15 protein-coding genes are annotated in these 17,877 nt (G+C 65.7%); 8 read left to right on the forward strand and 7 right to left on the reverse strand.

What is annotated here, in order from left to right:
• Positions 1–56 precede the first annotated feature (56 nt).
• From Q4S45_RS01215 to Q4S45_RS01225, 3 genes are read right to left on the reverse strand one after another with little or no spacing between them, the layout of a single operon-like run.
• Positions 57–821: a BPSS1780 family membrane protein gene (locus Q4S45_RS01215; RefSeq protein WP_305508371.1), complete on the reverse strand. Its 765-nt coding sequence runs from the start codon at positions 819–821 to the stop codon at positions 57–59.
• Positions 818–1,777, reverse strand: a complete 960-nt coding sequence (locus tag Q4S45_RS01220) for a homoserine kinase (RefSeq protein ID WP_305508373.1) — start codon at positions 1,775–1,777, stop codon at positions 818–820. Before Q4S45_RS01220 ends, Q4S45_RS01215 begins: the two co-directional genes overlap by 4 nt.
• 58 nt (positions 1,778–1,835) lie before the next feature.
• Entirely contained in the window at positions 1,836–2,300 is a 465-nt protein-coding gene (locus Q4S45_RS01225; RefSeq protein ID WP_305508374.1) for a DUF2782 domain-containing protein, read from the reverse strand.
• Between the two features lie 170 nt (positions 2,301–2,470).
• On the opposite strand from Q4S45_RS01225, the gene polA reads away from it, so the two are divergent.
• The 4 genes from polA (at position 2,471) to Q4S45_RS01245 (ending at position 9,317) form a co-directional block, all read left to right on the forward strand.
• Positions 2,471–5,215: a DNA polymerase I gene (gene polA / locus Q4S45_RS01230; protein WP_305508376.1), complete on the forward strand. Its 2,745-nt coding sequence runs from the start codon at positions 2,471–2,473 to the stop codon at positions 5,213–5,215.
• Positions 5,216–5,529: 314 nt separating this feature from the next.
• Complete coding sequence (locus Q4S45_RS01235) at positions 5,530–6,750, forward strand: DUF4382 domain-containing protein (protein ID WP_305508378.1); 1,221 nt, start codon at positions 5,530–5,532, stop codon at positions 6,748–6,750.
• A 233-nt stretch (positions 6,751–6,983) separates the two neighbouring features.
• Positions 6,984–8,411, forward strand: coding sequence for a DUF4382 domain-containing protein (locus tag Q4S45_RS01240; protein ID WP_305508380.1), 1,428 nt, complete (start codon positions 6,984–6,986; stop codon positions 8,409–8,411).
• 96 nt (positions 8,412–8,507) lie between these two features.
• Complete coding sequence (locus Q4S45_RS01245; protein WP_305508382.1) at positions 8,508–9,317, forward strand: ZIP family metal transporter; 810 nt, start codon at positions 8,508–8,510, stop codon at positions 9,315–9,317.
• Between the two features lie 88 nt (positions 9,318–9,405).
• Here the strand turns inward: Q4S45_RS01245 and Q4S45_RS01250 are convergent, their stop codons facing one another.
• Genes Q4S45_RS01250 through Q4S45_RS01260 form a run of 3 tightly spaced genes read right to left on the reverse strand, consistent with a single transcriptional unit; the run spans position 9,406 to position 12,303 of the window.
• A complete protein-coding gene (locus Q4S45_RS01250; protein ID WP_305508384.1) occupies positions 9,406–10,257 on the reverse strand; it encodes a sulfurtransferase in 852 nt (283 codons plus the stop codon).
• 7 nt (positions 10,258–10,264) lie between these two features.
• Positions 10,265–11,188 carry a DMT family transporter gene (locus tag Q4S45_RS01255; RefSeq protein ID WP_305508386.1) on the reverse strand — a complete coding sequence of 308 codons (924 nt, stop codon included), beginning with the start codon at positions 11,186–11,188 and terminating at the stop codon, positions 10,265–10,267.
• Positions 11,188–12,303, reverse strand: coding sequence for an aromatic ring-hydroxylating dioxygenase subunit alpha (locus Q4S45_RS01260; RefSeq protein WP_305508388.1), 1,116 nt, complete (start codon positions 12,301–12,303; stop codon positions 11,188–11,190). The genes Q4S45_RS01255 and Q4S45_RS01260 overlap by 1 nt, the downstream gene beginning before the upstream one ends.
• A 343-nt stretch (positions 12,304–12,646) precedes the next feature.
• Here Q4S45_RS01260 and Q4S45_RS01265 point away from each other — a divergent pair, with 343 nt between their 5' ends.
• The 3 genes from Q4S45_RS01265 to dxs are packed head-to-tail and all read left to right on the forward strand — an operon-like array spanning position 12,647 to position 15,675.
• On the forward strand, positions 12,647–12,910 hold the full coding sequence (locus Q4S45_RS01265) for an exodeoxyribonuclease VII small subunit (protein ID WP_305508389.1): 264 nt from the start codon (positions 12,647–12,649) through the stop codon (positions 12,908–12,910).
• Positions 12,907–13,803, forward strand: coding sequence for a polyprenyl synthetase family protein (locus Q4S45_RS01270; protein WP_305508391.1), 897 nt, complete (start codon positions 12,907–12,909; stop codon positions 13,801–13,803). The genes Q4S45_RS01265 and Q4S45_RS01270 overlap by 4 nt, the downstream gene beginning before the upstream one ends.
• Positions 13,804–15,675 carry a 1-deoxy-D-xylulose-5-phosphate synthase gene (gene dxs / locus Q4S45_RS01275; protein ID WP_305508393.1) on the forward strand — a complete coding sequence of 624 codons (1,872 nt, stop codon included), beginning with the start codon at positions 13,804–13,806 and terminating at the stop codon, positions 15,673–15,675.
• 99 nt (positions 15,676–15,774) lie between these two features.
• Here dxs and Q4S45_RS01280 read toward each other — a convergent pair whose 3' ends face one another.
• Positions 15,775–16,326, reverse strand: a complete 552-nt coding sequence (locus Q4S45_RS01280) for a cob(I)yrinic acid a,c-diamide adenosyltransferase (protein WP_305508395.1) — start codon at positions 16,324–16,326, stop codon at positions 15,775–15,777.
• Positions 16,327–16,390: 64 nt separating this feature from the next.
• Here Q4S45_RS01280 and Q4S45_RS01285 point away from each other — a divergent pair, with 64 nt between their 5' ends.
• Entirely contained in the window at positions 16,391–17,872 is a 1,482-nt protein-coding gene (locus Q4S45_RS01285; RefSeq protein ID WP_305508397.1) for an FAD-linked oxidase C-terminal domain-containing protein, read from the forward strand.
• Positions 17,873–17,877: the final 5 nt, after the last annotated feature.

Here is a 17,877-nt window from a genome sequence, read left to right on the forward strand (position 1 = left end):
TATCATCTGTAAAGACAAACGCTGCAGGGTGTTGTTTTTGCGCAAGCGCGGCGTGGCTAACGGAGCCCGCTGGCCGGCGCCGCGGCTTCCGGCACGCCGAAAATCTGGCGGTAGCCGACGTACATCGCGCACTGCAGGAACAGCACGAACAAGAACCCCAGCCAGGTGATGGCGATGCGGCCGAACGTGTTCATGCCGAAGAACATCATCAGTACCGACGCCGACACCATGAGAATGCCGACCCAGGCCAGCAGCATGACCAGGAATACGCGCGCCGAGCGAAGCACCGCGAAAAAGCTGAAGAAGATGGCTTTCCCTGGGGGCATCCGCTGCCACAACACCAGCGGCGGCGCGAAGCACAGCGCGATCACCGTGGCCGTTTGCAGGAACCCGATCAGCAGCATGCCGAGCATGTCGGATAGCGCGACCACCGGCGGGTTGCCCGGATTGATCGCCTGCTTGAGGAATTCGTCGTCGATCAGCAGCCACGCGACCAGTTTCAGCACCATCGAGACGGCCAGGTAGGCCAGCCCGATCTTGCACAGGTCCTTGACCACGGTCTTGCGAAAGCCGGTCAGCAGCACGGCCGGCGTGACGCGCTGGTTATTCTCGATCAGCCGGCAGGCCTGCATGAACGCCATGCTGAGCGACGGAATCAGCACCGCGCCGGCAATCTGGCCGAGCACGGGGATGATGCCGACCACCAGGCTGAACAACACGTTGGCGAACAGCAGCGTGGTCAGCGCGCCCGGCTGCTTGCGAAACAGCCCCATGCCTTGCTTGAGCCAGCTCCAGCCTGCCTTTGCGGGAATCGCGCTCATGCCGGCAATTCCGGCGCCGCGGTGGCAATGCGTTCGCGCAGGATGCGTTCGAAATGGGCCGGATCGTGCGGCGTCAGGATTTCCGCCTGGCGCGGCAGGTACAGGTCGTACAGGCGCGACAGCCAGAAGCGCAGCGCGGCGGCGCGCAGCATCGCTTGCCAGCTGGCGCGCTCGGCGTCGGTGAACGGCCGCACTGCGTGGTAGGCGAGCAGCATCGCGTCCACGCGGGCAGGGTCGAGCTTGCCGTTGTCCTGGTCGATGCACCAGTCGTTGACGGTGACGGCCAGGTCGAACAGCCAGGTGTCGCAGCCGGCGAAATAGAAATCGAAGAAGCCGGTCAGGCGCTCGCCGTCGAACATGACGTTATTGCGGAACAGGTCGGCGTGCACCGGGCCGCGCGCCAGCTGGCGGTAGGCTTCGCTGGCGGCGACCTGCTGCTGGAACGCGATCTCGGCGCGCAGCAGCTCGGCATTGTCGGCCGACAGGAACGGCAGCACTTGGGGCGCCGTCGCGGTCCACCAGTCGAGGCCGCGCAGGTTCGGCTGGCTCATCGGGAAGTCGCGCGCGGCCAGGTGCATCCGCGCCACCATCGCGCCGACCGCGGCGCAGTGCACCGGCTGCGGGTCCATCTGCGAAGCGCCGTCGAGCTTGCTGACGATGGCGGCCGGCTTGCCGTGCAGCGGCACCACCAGCTCGCCCGCCTCGTTGGCCACCGGCGCCGGCACCAGCACGCCGCGCTCGGCCAGGTGGTGCATCAGCTTGAGGTAGAACGGCAGCTGGTCGAAGTCGAGGTTCTCGAAAATCGTCAGGACGAATTCGCCGCGCTCGGTGCTGATGAAAAAATTGCTGTTCTCGATGCCGGAGGCGATGCCCTTGATTGCCGTGGCTTGACCCAGGGGGAATTGCTCGATCCAGTGGGAGAGGTCGTCCAGGCTGACCGAGGTGAAAACTGCCATGTGCAAGCGAAAGGGAAAAGGAGTTGGGGGAGGGCGCCGGGGCGCCCGGGGGCAAGGCTTACTTGACGATCACGGGCGGCGGCGGCGCGGGCGCGAGCACCGGCGCTTCGGCCGCGGCGGCGGCCGCTTCCGCGTCGGTCTGCTTCTTCTTGCCGGAGAGGTCGAATTCGAGCACCTTCCACTGCGGCGGACGCAGCTTGCTGCCGGTCAGGTCGGCCTGGTCGTTCACCGAACCGGGCGTCGGCGCCTTCATCGTGTAGCTGCTCTTGCCGGTAGTCACCTGCACTTCGGTGACGCGGCCGCCTTCACGCTTCTCCGTCACCTTCTGCTTGCCGCGCTGCTGGGGCGTGATGGTGACCGGCTGGTCGCTGCCGTCCTCGATGCGCTCGAGCTTGGGCGGCGTGGCCGCGGGCGGTGTCTGCTGAGCCTGCTGGGCCTGGACCAAGCTGGCGTGCGCGAGCGTGCCGAGCAGCAAAAATTTCCAAACAGAAGTAGAGCGCGCCATGATGTTTTGCCTAGTCATTCGTTATATGCCATTGTAACAAATCGACACGACTGCCAGTGGAACGCGTCGAATTCGTCCCCATATGGAGAGCATACCGCGTTGCGAATTGTTGCGTTTTCTCCAAGCGGGATTCTGCGATAATGACAGCCGCTTCGCCGCCCCTGCGGCCCTCATCCATATCGAGCACTATGCAAAATACCCTGCTGTTAGTCGACGGTTCCAGTTACCTGTACCGCGCATTCCACGCCTTGCCGGACCTGCGCAGCCCGGACGGCCACCCGACCGGCGCGATGCACGGCATGGTCAACATGCTGCGCCGCCTGCGCGCCGATTACCCCGCGGCCTACATTGCCTGCGTGTTCGACGCCAAGGGCAAGACCTTCCGCGATGACATGTATCCCGACTACAAGGCCACGCGCGCGCCGATGCCCGACGACCTGCGCCAGCAGATCGAGCCGATCCACGAAGCCGTCAAGCACATGGGCTGGCCGATCCTGATGGTCGAAGGCGTGGAAGCGGACGACGTGATCGGCACCCTGTCGGTCGAAGCGTCCAAGCTCGGCATGAACACCATTGTCTCGACCGGCGACAAGGACCTGGCGCAGCTGGTCAACGACAAGGTCATGCTGATCAACACGATGACCAACGAGAAGCTCGACGAAGCGGGCGTGCTGGCCAAGTTCGGCGTGCCGCCGAACCGCATCATCGACTACCTGACCCTGATCGGCGACACCGTGGACAACATCCCCGGCGTGATGAAGTGCGGCCCGAAGACCGCGCTGAAATGGCTGGCGGCGCACGACAGTTTAGAGGGCGTGATGGAGAACCACGCGAAGATCACCGGCGCCGTTGGCGAGAACCTGCGCACGGCGCTCGCCTGGCTGCCGCAGGGCCGCGAGCTGATCACCGTGAAGTGCGACTGCGACCTGTCCGGGCACATGGTGTCGATCACCGAATCGCTGGTCGGCCAGCCGGAGAACCTCGAAGGCCTGAAGGACTTCTTCCAGCGCTACGGCTTCAAGACGCTGCTCAAGGAAATCGTCAACAGCCCGGACGCCGGCCGCCCGCAAGGCCCGGCGCCGACCTCGCCCGACCTGTTCGGCGAGCCGCAGCTGGTGCCGCTGATCCGCGGCGAGTACGAGACCGTCACCACGCAGGAACAGCTTGATAAATGGCTGGCGCTGATCGACGCGGCCGAACTGACTTCGGTGGACACCGAGACCACCTCGCTCGAGCCGATGACGGCGCAGATGGTGGGCATCTCACTGTCGGTCGAAGAAGGCAAGGGCGCCTACATCCCGCTGGCGCACCGCTACGCCGGCGTGCCGCAGCAGCTGCCGCGCGAGCTGGTGCTGGAGCAGATGAAGGCCTGGCTGGAAGACCCGGCCAAGCCGAAGGTTGGCCAGAACCTCAAGTACGACAGCCACATCTTCGCCAACCACGGCATTACGCTGCGCGGCATCGCGCACGACACGCTGCTGCAGTCCTACGTATTCGAGTCGCACAAGCCGCACGACATGGACAACATGGCGCTGCGCCACCTGGGCTACACCACCATCCCGTTCACCGAAGTGTGCGGCAAGGGTGCCGGCCAGATCTGCTTCGACCAGGTCGAGCTTGAGCGCGCGACCGAGTACGCGGGCGAGGATTCCGACATCACGCTGCGCCTGTATCACGCGATGAAGGATTCGGTCGAGAGCGATCCGAAGCTGGCCTTCATCTACCGCCAGATCGAGCTGCCGACGTCGGTGGTGCTGCAGAAGATCGAGCGCAACGGCGTGCTGATCGACGCCGCGCTGCTCGACGTGCAGTCGGCCGAACTGGGCAAGCGCATCATGGAGCTCGAGGCCAAGGCGCACGAACTGGCCGGCGGCCCGTTCAACCTCGGCTCGCCCAAGCAGATCGGCGAGATCTTCTTCGGCAAACTGGGACTGCCGGTGGTGAAGAAGACGCCGAGCGGCGCGCCATCGACCGACGAAGAAGTGCTGCAAAAGCTGGCCGAGGATTTTCCGCTGCCGAAGATCCTGCTCGAATACCGCGGCATGTCCAAGCTGAAGTCGACCTACACCGACAAGCTGCCGAAGATGGTCAACCGCGACACGGGCCGTGTGCACACCAACTACGCGCAGGCGGTGGCGGTGACGGGGCGGCTGTCGTCGAACGATCCGAACCTGCAGAACATCCCGGTTCGCACCGCGGAAGGGCGGCGCATCCGCGAAGCCTTCATCGCCGCGCCGGGCAACGTGATCGTGTCGGCCGACTACTCGCAGATCGAGCTGCGCATCATGGCGCACATCTCGGAAGACGCGGCCATGCTGCACGCCTTCGCCGAGGGCGAGGACATCCACCGCGCCACGGCCGCCGAGATCTTCGGCGTGGCGCCGGCGGACGTCGACAGCGAGCAGCGGCGCTACGCCAAGGTGATCAACTTCGGCCTGATCTACGGCATGAGCGCGTTCGGCCTGGCCACCAACCTGGGCGTCGAGCGCGCCGCGGCGCAGAGCTACATCGACAAATACTTCGCGCGCTTTTCGGGCGTGAAGCAGTACATGGACGACACGCGCATGCAGGCCAAGGCGCGCGGCTACGTCGAGACGGTGTTCGGGCGGCGCCTGTGGCTGCCGGAGATCAATTCGCCGAACGGTCCCCGCAGGCAGGGCGCCGAGCGGGCCGCGATCAACGCGCCGATGCAGGGCACGGCGGCCGACCTGATCAAGCTGGCGATGATCGCGGTGCAGGGCTGGATCGAGCAGGACAATCTGGGCACGCGCATGATCATGCAGGTGCACGACGAGCTGGTGCTCGAGGTGCCGGAAGCGGAGCTGGAACTGGTGAAAGTGAAGCTGCCGGCGCTGATGGCCGGCGTGGCCGAGCTGAAGGTGCCGCTGCTGGCCGAAGTGGGCATCGGCAAGAACTGGGAAGAGGCGCATTAAGTTGCCAACGGGGTTTGGTCCTGCGGACCTGACCCCATCCTGGTCGATGCCAGCGGATGCCGAAAAATGGGGTCAGGTCCGCAGGACCAGCCCCCTCCCCGAATATGCAAGATCTCGCATAATCTACCCCGGTATGCGCATTTAACAACGTTCCATGATCGTCTTGACAATGCCATCCTGTAATTGGTGTAAGCAGTCGTTTCAAGGTGTGTTGGCGCACCAATAGGTTGCCGTACGGATAGTAAGGTGTCATTACAGCTGTGTTTGGGTGGCTGATTTCAAGCTTTCACCGTACAACTATCAAAGGCAATCTTATGAACGCATCGACTTCCCGCATCGCCCTGTTCGCTTCCACCGCCATTGCCGCGGCAACCCTGGTCGCCTGCGGCGGCGGGGGCGGCACGACCGCCACGCCGGCGCCCACCGCCACCATGGGCACGCTGGGCGTTTCGATGACCGACGCGCCGGCCTGCGGTTTCGACGCGGTCAACGTCACCGTCAACAAGGTGCGCGTGCACCAGAGCTCCAGCGCGTCCGACACCGATTCCGGCTGGACCGACATCACGCTCTCGCCCGCCAAGAAGATCAACCTGCTGAACCTGTCCAATGGCGTGCTCGAATCGCTCGGCCAGACCACGCTGGCGCCCGGCCATTATTCGCAGCTGCGCCTTGTGCTCGACGCCAACAGCGGCAACGGCCTGGCCAACTCCGTCGTTGCCACCGGCAGCACCACCGAGACCTCGCTGACCACGCCAAGCGCGACCCAGAGCGGCATCAAGCTGGTCAACGAATTCGATGTCGTCGCCGGCCAGCGCGTTGACCTGGTGGTCGACTTCAACGCCTGCAAATCGGTGGTCACGACCGGCAACGGCAAGTACCTGCTCAAGCCGGTCGTCAAGGTCGTGCCGACCGCGATCAACGGCATCTCCGGCTTCATCAGCCCGGCGCTGCTGGCCAGCCACGTCAGCGTGTCGGCCCAGCAGAACGGCGCGATCGTCAGCTCCACCGTGCCGAGTTCGACCGGTGAATTCTTCCTGTCGCGCCTGACGCCGGGCAATTACGACGTCGTCATCACCGCCGACGACCGCGCCGCTTCCGTGGTCGCCGCGGTGCCGGTCGCCTCCATCAGCAGCACCACCGCGCTCAGCACGGCGGCAGCGCCGATCACCCTGGCCGCCAGCACCAGCGCTTCGATCGCGGGCGCCGTCACCATGACGCCGGCCAGCGCCACCGAGCCTGCCTACGTCGCGGCGAAGCAGTCGTTTGCCGCCGGCCCGACGGTCGTCATCAAGTACGCCGGCGCCGACCTGGCAACCGGCGCCTATACCCTGGCGAAGCTGCCGGTGGCCGCGCCGCAGTACACGGCCTACAGCGCGACCTTGCCGCTGGTGTTCAGCCAGAACCTGACCAGCACCCCGGGCGCCGGCAAGTACACAGTCGAGGCGTCGGCAACGGGCTACGCCACCAAGTCGATCACGCCGGTCGATGTTTCGGCAGCGAACCAGGCGAATGTGAATTTCGCGCTGATCCCGTAATCGGCCGTTTAGCAACACTTGCCAGCCCCGAAGAAAAGATTCTTTGGGGCTTTTTTTATTTCCCGGAGTATAGTTGCATTAAATAATTATTAATTATGGCTTTCTCGCAATTTCCTTTTGCTATGTGAGTTTGCGAACGGAAATGTTGGGACGAGTCTATAAGATCGAATCCGTGGCAGAGCTCGTTGCTGCGGCCGTAGCACGCTGCCCACTATTCGAATTCGAGGCTCACCATGAAAACCACGCTCCACAACTTTCGCCTGATCGCACTCACCACCATGGCCGCAGCCATCGTCACCGCATGCGGCGGAGGCGGAGGCGGCTCCAGCGGCGTCAGCGCGCCCGCGCCGGCGCCTGCACCAGCACCAGCACCAGCACCAGCCCCCGCGCCTGCGCCAGCACCCGCACCGGCCCCGGCGCCAGCGCCAGCGCCAACGCCGGCGCCCGACACCACCGTCCCGACCCCGCTTCCGGATCAGGCGCCTGTGCCGACGTGGACCTTCCCCGCGACGGACACCGGCTCGACGCCCGCCCCGGCTCCCGCACCGGCTCCTGCCCCGGCCCCGGCCCCGACGCCATTGCCAACCGTCCTGTTCGGCACCGTGAAATTCGGCGTGGTGGCGGAGCCGGCCTGCGGCTTCGATGCCGTCAACGTCACGGTCACCAAGGTGCGGTTCCACCCGAGCGCGACCGCCGCCCCGAGCGACCCGGGCTGGACCGAAATTCCGGTGCAGCCTGCGCGCCGCATCAACCTGGCGAACATGCGCAATGGCGCCCTCGAAGCCCTGGCCACCGCGGCCCTGACGCCGGGCCAGTACGGCCAGGCGCGCCTGGTGCTCGATCCGAACAACGCCCACGACACCACCAACAGCGTCGTGGTGACGGGCACCAGCACCGAAGTCCCGCTGCTGACCCAGGAGTCCGCGCCAGATGGCATCCTGATCGACGCGGGCTTCGACCTGGTCAACGGGCAGACCCTGAACCTGGTGGCCGATTTCGACGCCTGCCGCTCGGTGGTGCCGAAGGGCGGCCAGTACCTGCTGCGTCCGTACGTCAAGGCCGTGCAGACGGTCAAGAACGGCATCACCGGTTTCGTCGCCCCAAGCCTGCTCGGCGCCCATGCGCTGGTGACGGCGCAGCAAGGCGGCATCATCGTGCGCGCCACCGTGCCTGATCCGGTCACCGGCGAATTCTTCCTGTCGCGCCTGAGTCCCGGCAACTACGACGTGGTGATCACCGCCGACGGCCGCTCCGCCGCGGTGATCGCCGCGGTGCCGGTAGCGTCCGCGGTCAGCACGGTCGCGCTCAATGGCTCCGCCGCGCCGCTGACGCTGCAGGCCAGCGGCATCGGGCGGATCGACGCGAGCCTGTCGCTGATTCCGGCCAGCCAGGTGCAGCCGGCGTTCGGCAGCGCGATCCAGAGTTTCGCGTCGGGCCCGGTGGTGACGATCAACTACCGGATCGCCGACCTTGGCACGGGCTCGGTGCGCTTCGACAACATGCCGGTGGCGGCGCCGCTGCTGGCCCCGTACGCCGCCGGGCAGCCGCTCGCGTTCAGCGCCCAGACGGTCACGCCGGGCGTCGGCGTCTACACGGTCGCCGCGTCCGCGCCTGGCTACACCACCACGCGCACGCTGCCGTTGCCGACCGTCGGCAACTGATCCGGCCCCGGCCGGCGCGCGCCTCAGCGCCGGCCGGGGTTGCTGATGAGCGGGCCGCCGTGACGGCGCTGTGCAGTACAATGCCGAGTTGCCGTCATGGCAAACGCGCGTTCACGAGGCTTCAAAATCGACCCGATTCTCCTATCCATCCTGCTGGCGACGACCATCGCCGGCGTGTTTTCCATCACCGCCGCGGCGGTGTTTTCGTTCGCGCTGCTGTCGAAGATGGTCGAGCGCATGGTCAGCCTGTCGGTCGGCATCATGCTGTCGACGTCGCTGCTGCACGCGCTGCCGGAAGCGTTCGATTCGAAGGCCGATCCGCGCAGCTTGTTCGGCACTTTGCTGGCCGGCCTGCTGTGTTTTTTCATGCTCGAGAAACTGGCGATCCTGCGCCACTCGCACCATCACGAAGGCGACGGCCACCACCACGCGCACGGGCACGACGCGCGCGAGGCGGGCAAGGCGGGATGGATGATCCTGATCGGCGACGGCATGCACAACTTCACCGACGGCATCCTGATCGCCGCGGCCTTCCTGGCCAATCCGCAGCTCGGGCTGGTGACGGGGCTGGCGATCATCGCGCACGAGATCCCGCAGGAGATCGGCGACTTCATCGTGCTGCTCAATGCCGGCTTCACGCGCACGCGCGCCTACGTGTTCAACCTGCTGTGCAGCCTGATGGCGGTGGCGGGAGGATTGCTGGGCTACTTCACGCTGGACCGGGCCAGCGGGCTGATACCGTATGTGCTGGTGTTTGCCGCGTCGGGCTTCATCTACATCGCGGTCAGCGACCTGATGCCGCAGATGCAGCGCCGCGCCACGGTGCGCGAATCGGTGCCGCAGGTGCTATTGATCGGCGCCGGAGTCCTGATCGTCCTGTTCCTGACGGGCGGGCACCGGGCCTAGCGCCGGGGTCTGGTCCTGCGGACCTGACCCCATCTTCAGCCGTGAATATCAAAATGGGGTCAGGTCCGCGGGACCAGACCCCAGCGGCTCAGGCTCCGGTGGCCACCGGCCGCGCCGGGTCTGCGCACCATTCGCTCCACGATCCCGGATACAGGGCGGCGCCCGGCATGCCCGCCACTTCCAGCGCGAGCAGGTTGTGGCAGGCCGTCACGCCCGAGCCGCACTGCATCACGGCCTTGGCCGGATCGGCGAACAGTGGCGCGAAATCGGCCTTCAGCTGCGCCGCATCCTTGAAGCGCCCGTCGGCCTGCAGATTGTCCTTGAAGAAGCGGTTCTTCGCGCCGGGAATATGCCCGCCCACCGGGTCGATGGTTTCATTCTCGCCGCGGAAGCGGTCCGGCGCGCGCGCATCGACCACCTGGCGCTCGCCCGTGCCGATGTTGGCCAGCACCTCGCCCGCAGTCACAGTGCGTACCAGCGGCTCGCGCTCGGCAAGCGAACCGCGCGCCTTCACCGGCGTGTCCGCCGACAGCGGCAGCCCCAGCGCCTGCCAGGCCGGCATCCCGCCATCGAGCACCGCGACGGCCGGGTGGCCGACCCAGCGCAGCAGCCACCACAGCCGCGCCGCGTACATGCCGCCATGCGCGTCGTAGGCCACCACCTGGGTGTCGTTGCCGACTCCCCACGAACGCAGCGTCTCGATCAGCGCGGCGCGCTCGGGCAGCGGATGGCGCCCGCGGAACTGGCCGTCGGCGCCGCGCTTTGCGCCCGACAGCGCATGCTCCATGTCGCCGAACACGGCGCCGGGAATATGCCCCGCAGCGTAGGCTTCGCGCCCGGCCTCGAGGTTCATCAGGTCGTGGCGGCAGTCGACCACGATGACTTTCGGGTCGTCGATGCGCGCTGCTAGTTCGCTGGCGGAAATCAGTGTGGTGTTCATGGCGTCCTCAGGTCTCGCTTGCAATCGGATCGGTCTTCTCGACCGCGGTGCCGCGGTCGGTGCTGCGGGTATTGTAATAGGTGACGGCCAGTCCGGACCCGAGGATCACGGCCATGCCGAGCCAGACGTGCCAGTCGAAGCGGTCGCCCCACAGCAGCATGCCCCAGACGCTGGAGAAGATGATGCCGGTGTACTGCAGGTTGGCCACCACCAGTGTCTTGCCGGTGCCGTAGGCGCGCGTCATCGCCATCTGCGCGAGCGTGGCCGACACGCCCATCGTCAACATCAGCGCGGCGCCGCGCAGGTCCAATGCGTGCCAGGTGACGACGGAAGGATCGACGACGGTGGTGGCGCTGCCCGCCAGGCCGGCCATCAGGTTCACCACCGAAAAATAGAACACCACGCGGTATTCGGGCTCGCCCAGTTGCGACAGCTTGCGCACCTGGAGGTAGGCCGCGGCCGACAGCATGCCGGAGCAGAGCGTGGTGATCGCGCCGAGCCACTGACGCGCTTCGAACGCCGGCTGCAGCACCAGGGTGACGCCAATGAAGGACAGCAGGATGGCGCCCACCAGCGGCCATTCGACGTGGTCCTTCGAATGCCACCAGCCGGCGCAGAACAGGAAGGCCGCCATCCAGATCGGCGACATGTAGTTGAGGGTGACGGCGGTCGCGAGCGGCAGCTTGGATATCCCGTAAAACCACAGCCACAGCGACAGCACGCCGACGAAGCCGCGCCAGAGATGATCCTTGATGTGCACCGTGCGCAAACTGCCGCCCTGGTGGCGCACCAGCAGCGACAGCATGACCACGCCGATCAGGCCGCGGTACATGACGATTTCGGAAATGGAGAAGGAGGCGGATGCCAGCTTGACGCACGCCCCCATCACGGAAAACAGGAAGGCGGCGGCCAGCATCCACATCGACGCCATCAGCTCTCCTGGCCGGCGATGTCGATATTGGCGCGGTACCACTCGTGGAAGTGCTGCATGCCGTCTTCCATCGGCGATTGGTACGGCCCGGTCTCGCTGACGCCGCGCTCCATCAGGATGCGGCGGCCGGCGTCCATGCGCAGGGCGATCTCGTCGTCCTCGACGCAGGTTTCCATGTACGCGGCGCGCTCGGCCTCGATGAATTCGCGCTCGAACAGCACGATCTCCTCGGGGTAGTAGAACTCGACGACGTTGCGCGTCTTTTGCGGGCCGTCCGGCCACAGGGTCGAGACGATCAGCACGTGCGGATACCACTCGACCATGATGTTCGGGTACAGCGTGAACCAGATCGCGCCGTTCTCGGGCGGCACGCCGCCGCGGAACTTGAGCACCTGCTCCTGCCACTTCTGGTAGATCGCCGAACCGGATTTCTGCAGGCCGCGGTTGACCCCGACCGTCTGCACCGAGTAGTCGCGGCCGAATTCCCAGCGCAGGTCGTCGCAGCTGACGAAGCCACCCAGGCCGGCGTGGAAGGGCTCGACGTGGTAGTCCTCCAGGTAGACCTCGATGAAGGTCTTCCAGTTGTAATTGCAGGTCTGGACTTCGACGTGGTCGAACATGTAGCCGGTAAAATCGAAATCCTTCGTCACCGACAGCTTCGACAGCTTTTCCATGACGTTGTAGCCGTTCTGCTCGAACAGCAGGCCGTTCCAGTTTTGCAGCGGCGTCTTGGCCAGGTGCAGGCACGGCGTCTCGGGGAAGTGCGGCGCGCCGATCAGCTCGCCCTTGAGGTCGTAGGTCCAGCGGTGCAGCGGGCAGACGATGTTGTCGGCGTTGCCGCGGCCATTGAACATCAGCGCCTGGCGGTGGCGGCAGACGTTGGACAGCACTTCGATGCCGTGCGGATTGCGCACCAGCATGCGGCCTTCTTTCTCGGACGCGAGCGTGGCAAAGTCGCCGACCTCGGGCACCATCAGTTCGTGGCCGACGTAGCGCGGCCCCGACTGGAACAATTGCTGTATCTCGCGCTTCAGGAGCGCGTCGTCAAAATAAACATCTACCGGAAGCTGCGCGTTCGGGCGCGCCAGCTTGGCGTGGGTAGCCAGATCGGACATCCCAACCCCCCTTTAATATATGCATCACGCAAAGAAGAGAAAGAATCCAAAGACCAGTATTTTTGGCTGCGGAATACGGTATTTCGGACAGAACCGGCGATTATACCGTGGAACGGGCTCTACAGTCTCGGATCGGCGCGGGAATGTGGTGCCGTGCGATGCAGGTATTGCAGCAAAAGCATCGTTTTCATTGGGACGCGACCGAGTACGATAAAATGTGCATTTGTGCGCATGCTGGCATAAGACCCACGCGTCATCACCGAAGCGGTGGATTGATCTAGAATAAAGAATTAGACTGGCCGCCGGCGCACAAGTTGCGCGCGGCCTTACGAATAAAGCATCTATGGCAAAGAAATTAACAGCGGACGACGCGGCGCCGGCGCCCGAATCGTTCGAGCAGGCGATGGCCGAGCTGGCGCAACTGGTGACCCAGATGGAGTCGGGCCAGCTGCCGCTCGAGGCATCGGTGGCCGCCTACGCGCGCGGCTCCGAGCTGGTCAAGTACTGTGCGGCCCAGCTCGAAAAAGTGGAATCCCAGGTCAAGGTGCTCGAAGGCGACATGCTCAAGCCGTTCGCCGCCGAAGGCATCGACGAGGGCGCGCAATGACGCTGTATGCTTCCTTCGAAGGCTGGATGCAGACGGTGCAGGTGCATGTCGAGGACGCGCTCGGCGAGTTCCTGCCGCAGCCCGATGTGGCGCCGGCCAAATTGCACGAAGCGATGCGCTACACGGTGCTCGGCGGCGGCAAGCGGGTGCGCCCGCTGCTGGTGTTCGCCGCCGGTGGCCTGTTCGGCGCCGAGACCGATGTATTGAAGCGCGCCGCGGCGGCGGTCGAAATGATCCACGCGTACTCGCTGGTTCACGACGACATGCCGTGCATGGATGACGACGCCCTGCGCCGCGGCAAGCCGACGGTGCACGTGGCCTACGACGAAGCGACCGCGCTGCTGGTGGGCGACGCGCTGCAGGCGCAGGCCTTCGACGTGCTGTCGCGCGACTACAGCCTGCCGCCGGGACGCCTGGTGTCGATGCTGCGCGTGCTGGCCGGCGCGTCCGGGTCGCTCGGCATGTGCGGCGGCCAGGCGATCGACCTCGATAGCGTTGGCCTGGCGCTGACGATCGAACAGCTCGAGCGCATGCACCAGCTGAAAACCGGCGCCTTGCTGCGCGCGTCCGTGATGCTGGGCGCGCTGGCCGGACGCGAAGTAACGGCCGACGAACGCGTTGCGCTGCACGCGTACGCGAACGCGATCGGCCTGGCGTTCCAGGTTGTGGACGACGTGCTCGATGCGACGGCGGATTCGGCCACGCTGGGCAAGACCGCCGGCAAGGACGCGGCGAACGGCAAGCCGACCTACGTGTCGATCCTCGGCCTGGAAGAGTCGCAGCAACTGGCGGAAAAATTGAGGCGTGAAGCGCATGAAGCGCTGGCGCCGTTTGGAGAAGGAGCACAGAGGTTGCGCCAGCTGGCGGACCTCATCGTGCAGCGGAAAGCGTAAATGAACTTGCTAGAAACAATCAACGAACCGGCCCAGCTGCGCAAGCTGGCGCGCACCCAGCTCACGCCGCTGGCGCACGAGCTGCGCCAGTACCTGCTCGAGTCGGTGTCGAAAACCGGCGGCCACCTGTCGTCCAACCTGGGCACGGTGGAGCTGTCGATCGCGCTGCACTACGTGTTCAACACGCCGCACGACCGCATCGTATGGGACGTCGGCCACCAGACTTATTCGCACAAGATCCTCACCGGACGGCGCGACCGCATGCACACGCTGCGCCAGTTCGCCGGCCTGTCGGGCTTCCCGAAGCGCGACGAGAGCGAGTACGACACCTTCGGCACCGCGCACTCGTCAACCTCCATTTCAGCGGCGCTCGGCATGGCGCAGGCGGCCAAGATCAAGGGCGAGCATCGCCACGCGATCGCCGTGATCGGCGACGGCTCGATGACGGCCGGGATGGCGTTCGAGGCGCTGAACAACGCCGGCGTGCAGGAAGACATTAACCTGCTCGTCATCCTGAATGACAACGACATGTCGATCTCGCCGCCGGTCGGCGCGCTGAACCGCTACCTGGCGCGCTTGATGTCGGGGCAGTTCTACGCGGCCGCCAAGACGGTCGGCAAATCGGTGCTGCCGTCGCCGGTGCGCGAGCTGGCCAAACGCCTGGAAGAACACGCCAAGGGCATGGTGGTTCCGGCCACGATGTTCGAGGAGTTCGGCTTCAACTACATCGGCCCGATCGACGGCCACGACCTCGAATCGCTGATTCCTACGCTGGAAAACATCAAGAAGCTCAAGGGCCCGCAGTTCCTGCACGTCGTCACCAAGAAGGGGCAGGGCTACAAGCTGGCCGAGGCCGAGCCTATCCTGTACCACGGCACCGGCAAGTTCAATCCGTCCGAAGGCATCAAGCCGCCGGCGGCAGCGGGCAAGGTCACCTACACCGAAGTGTTCGGCAACTGGCTGTGCGACATGGCGGCCGCCGACAAGCGCCTGGTCGGCATCACGCCGGCGATGCGCGAAGGTTCGGGCATGGTGCGCTTCGAGCAGCAGTACCCTGACCGCTACTTCGACGTCGGCATCGCCGAGCAGCATTCGGTGACCTTCGCCGGTGGCCTGGCGACCGAAGGCCTGAAGCCGGTGGTGGCGATCTACTCGACCTTCCTGCAGCGCGCCTACGACCAGCTGATCCACGACGTGGCGCTGCAAAACCTCGACGTGGTGTTCGCGCTCGACCGCGCGGGCCTGGTCGGCGCCGACGGTGCGACCCACGCCGGCAATTACGACCTGGCCTACCTGCGCTGCATCCCGAACATGGTGGTGATGGCGGCGTCGGACGAAAACGAATGCCGCCGCATGCTCACCACCGGCTTCCATTACAACGGACCGGCGGCGGTGCGCTATCCGCGTGGCGCCGGCATTGGTGCGGTCATCGAGAAGGAACTGACCTCGATCGAAATCGGCAAGGGCGAAATCAAGCGCCGCGGCGCCGGCGTGGCGATCCTGGCGTTCGGCTCGATGGTGGCGCCGAGCGTCAAGGCCGGCGAAGAGTTGAATGCGACCGTGGCCAACATGCGCTTCGTGAAGCCGCTCGACGTCGAGCTGGTGAAGCAGCTGGCGCGCGAGCACGACTACCTGGTGACGGTGGAAGAGGGCTGCGTGATGGGCGGCGCCGGTTCGGCCGTGGCTGAGGCGCTGGCCGCCGAGGGCATGGTCAAGCCGATCATGATGCTCGGTCTGCCGGACCAGTTCATCGACCATGGCGATCCGGCGGCACTGCTGGCCGGCGTCGGGCTCGACGCCAAGGGTATCGCCGCGTCGATTCGCCAGCGCTTTGCCGTGGCCGAGCCGCGGCTGGTCGTCAACAATAGCTAATGCAACATGGGGTCAGGTCCGCAGGACCAGACCCCGGCTTCGTGACGCGGCGCTTGCAGTATCGGGGTCTGGTCCTGCGGACCTGACCCCATCTTCGCTTTACCGCTTGCGCTCGTGCTGCCACAGCACGTCGCTGCCGCCGGCAAACCGGTTCAGCACCCGCGCCAGCACGAACATCAGATCCGACAGCCGGTTCACATACTGGCGCGGATGCTCGTTGATCTTCTCCGCCTTCCCCAGAGTGACGATGCTGCGCTCCGCGCGCCGGCACACGGTCCTGCACACGTGCGCGATCGACGCGGCGCGCGACCCCGCCGGCAGGATGAACTCCTTCAGTACCGGCAGGTCCGCGTTGTACTTCTCCAGCATCGCATCGAGCCGCACCACGTGCGCGTCCGTGATCAGCTGGAAGCCCGGGATGCACAGCTCGCCGCCAAGGTCGAACAGGTCGTGCTGGATCGTCACCAGTTCCTCGCGCAGGTCGGCCGGCATGTCCTCGCACAGCAGCAGCCCGACAAAGCTATTGAGTTCGTCCACATCGCCCAAGGTTGCGATGCGCGCGCTGTCCTTCTCGGTGCGGCTGCCGTCGCCCAGCCCGGTGGTGCCGTTGTCGCCCGTGCGCGTCGCGATTTTTGAAAGCCTGTTTCCCATGATTTTTTCCTTAAATCGAATAGGCCGAGGATACGGCAAAATGCCAATCCAGTACAATCGTCATATGTCCCAGTCACTCCCCATCGATCCCCAGCGCAGGCAACAGGTGGCGGCAGCCTTGCGCGCCGCGCTGCCCGAACGCTGCGTGCTGTCCGACCCCGAAGACACGCATCCCTACGAATGCGACGGCCTGGCGGCCTACCGCCAGCTGCCGATGGTCGTCACCTTGCCCGACTCCGAAGAGCAGGTGCTCACGATCCTCAACATCTGCCGCGAGCTGAAGGTGCCGATCGTGCCGCGCGGCGCCGGCACCGGCCTGTCCGGCGGCGCGCTGCCGCTGCACGACGGCGTGGTCATCTCCACCGCGCGCCTGAACCGCATCGTGCGGGTCGAGCCGTACGCGCGCACCGCCGTGGTCCAGCCGGGCGTGCGCAACCTCGCCATCTCGGAAGCGGCCGCGCCGCACGGCCTGTACTACGCGCCCGATCCGTCGTCGCAGATCGCCTGCACCATCGGCGGCAACGTGGCCGAAAACTCGGGCGGCGTGCACTGCCTCAAGTACGGCCTGACCGTGCACAACGTGCTGCGCGTGCGCGTGGCCACCATCGATGGCGACATCATCGAGCTTGGCGGCGAGGCGCTCGACGCGCCGGGCCTGGACCTGCTGGCGGTTTTCATCGGCTCCGAAGGCATGCTCGGCATCGTCACCGAAGTGACGGTCAAGCTGGTGCCCAAGCCGCAGTCGGCGCGGGTGATCATGGCCTCGTTCGACGACGTGGTCACCGGCGGCAACGCCGTGGCCAGCGTGATCGCGGCCGGCATCATTCCCGCGGGCCTGGAGATGATGGACCGCACCTCGTCGCGCATGGTCGAGCCTTTCGTGAAGGCCGGCTATGACATCGACGCCGCCGCGATCCTGCTGTGCGAGGCCGACGGCACCCAGCTTGAAGTGGATGAGGAAATCGAGCGCATGACCGCGGTGCTGGAAGCGGCCGGCGCCAGCGCGATCCAGGTGTCGCAGACCGAAGCGGAGCGCATGAAATTCTGGTCCGGCCGCAAGAACGCCTTCCCGGCGGCCGGCCGCATCTCGCCCGACTACTACTGCATGGACGGCACCATACCGCGCAAGAAGCTGGCCCAGGTCCTGACCGGCATCGAACTGATGGAAGCCGAATACGGCCTGCGCTGCGCCAACGTGTTCCACGCGGGCGACGGCAACCTGCACCCGCTGATCCTGTTCGACGCGAACCAGCCGGGCGAATTCGCGCGCGCCGAGGCGTTCGGCGCGGCCATCCTCGCGCTGTGCGTGGAAGTCGGCGGCACCATCACCGGCGAACACGGCGTGGGCAAGGAAAAGATCGATTCGATGTGCATCCAGTTCGGCAGGGCGGAGCTGGACGCGTTCTTCGCGGTGAAGCGCGCCTTCGATGTGCCGTTCCTGCTTAATCCCGACAAGGCCATCCCGACCCTGAACCGTTGCGCCGAATTCGGCAAGATGCGGGTCAGCGCCGGCCTGCTGCCGTTTGCGGACTTGCCGCGATTCTGACGAGG

It is taken from the genome of Massilia sp. R2A-15, from assembly GCF_030704305.1.
Taxonomy (GTDB): Bacteria; Pseudomonadota; Gammaproteobacteria; order Burkholderiales; family Burkholderiaceae_D; genus JAFCUW01.

What these genes read in the sequence shown, in the direction of transcription:
- Q4S45_RS01260 (WP_305508388.1), bottom strand. Translation starts at nt 12,303, where the DNA reads ATGTCCGATCTGGCTACCCACGCCAAGCTGGCGCGCCCGAACGCGCAG.
- Q4S45_RS01250 (WP_305508384.1), bottom strand. Translation starts at nt 10,257, where the DNA reads ATGAACACCACACTGATTTCCGCCAGCGAACTAGCAGCGCGCATCGAC.
- Q4S45_RS01235 (WP_305508378.1), top strand. Translation starts at nt 5,530, where the DNA reads ATGAACGCATCGACTTCCCGCATCGCCCTGTTCGCTTCCACCGCCATT.
- polA (WP_305508376.1), top strand. Translation starts at nt 2,471, where the DNA reads ATGCAAAATACCCTGCTGTTAGTCGACGGTTCCAGTTACCTGTACCGC.
- Q4S45_RS01215 (WP_305508371.1), bottom strand. Translation starts at nt 821, where the DNA reads ATGAGCGCGATTCCCGCAAAGGCAGGCTGGAGCTGGCTCAAGCAAGGC.
- dxs (WP_305508393.1), top strand. Translation starts at nt 13,804, where the DNA reads ATGAACTTGCTAGAAACAATCAACGAACCGGCCCAGCTGCGCAAGCTG.
- Q4S45_RS01270 (WP_305508391.1), top strand. Translation starts at nt 12,907, where the DNA reads ATGACGCTGTATGCTTCCTTCGAAGGCTGGATGCAGACGGTGCAGGTG.
- Q4S45_RS01220 (WP_305508373.1), bottom strand. Translation starts at nt 1,777, where the DNA reads ATGGCAGTTTTCACCTCGGTCAGCCTGGACGACCTCTCCCACTGGATC.
- Q4S45_RS01240 (WP_305508380.1), top strand. Translation starts at nt 6,984, where the DNA reads ATGAAAACCACGCTCCACAACTTTCGCCTGATCGCACTCACCACCATG.
- Q4S45_RS01280 (WP_305508395.1), bottom strand. Translation starts at nt 16,326, where the DNA reads ATGGGAAACAGGCTTTCAAAAATCGCGACGCGCACGGGCGACAACGGC.
- Q4S45_RS01265 (WP_305508389.1), top strand. Translation starts at nt 12,647, where the DNA reads ATGGCAAAGAAATTAACAGCGGACGACGCGGCGCCGGCGCCCGAATCG.
- Q4S45_RS01225 (WP_305508374.1), bottom strand. Translation starts at nt 2,300, where the DNA reads ATGACTAGGCAAAACATCATGGCGCGCTCTACTTCTGTTTGGAAATTT.
- Q4S45_RS01245 (WP_305508382.1), top strand. Translation starts at nt 8,508, where the DNA reads ATGGCAAACGCGCGTTCACGAGGCTTCAAAATCGACCCGATTCTCCTA.
- Q4S45_RS01285 (WP_305508397.1), top strand. Translation starts at nt 16,391, where the DNA reads ATGTCCCAGTCACTCCCCATCGATCCCCAGCGCAGGCAACAGGTGGCG.
- Q4S45_RS01255 (WP_305508386.1), bottom strand. Translation starts at nt 11,188, where the DNA reads ATGGCGTCGATGTGGATGCTGGCCGCCGCCTTCCTGTTTTCCGTGATG.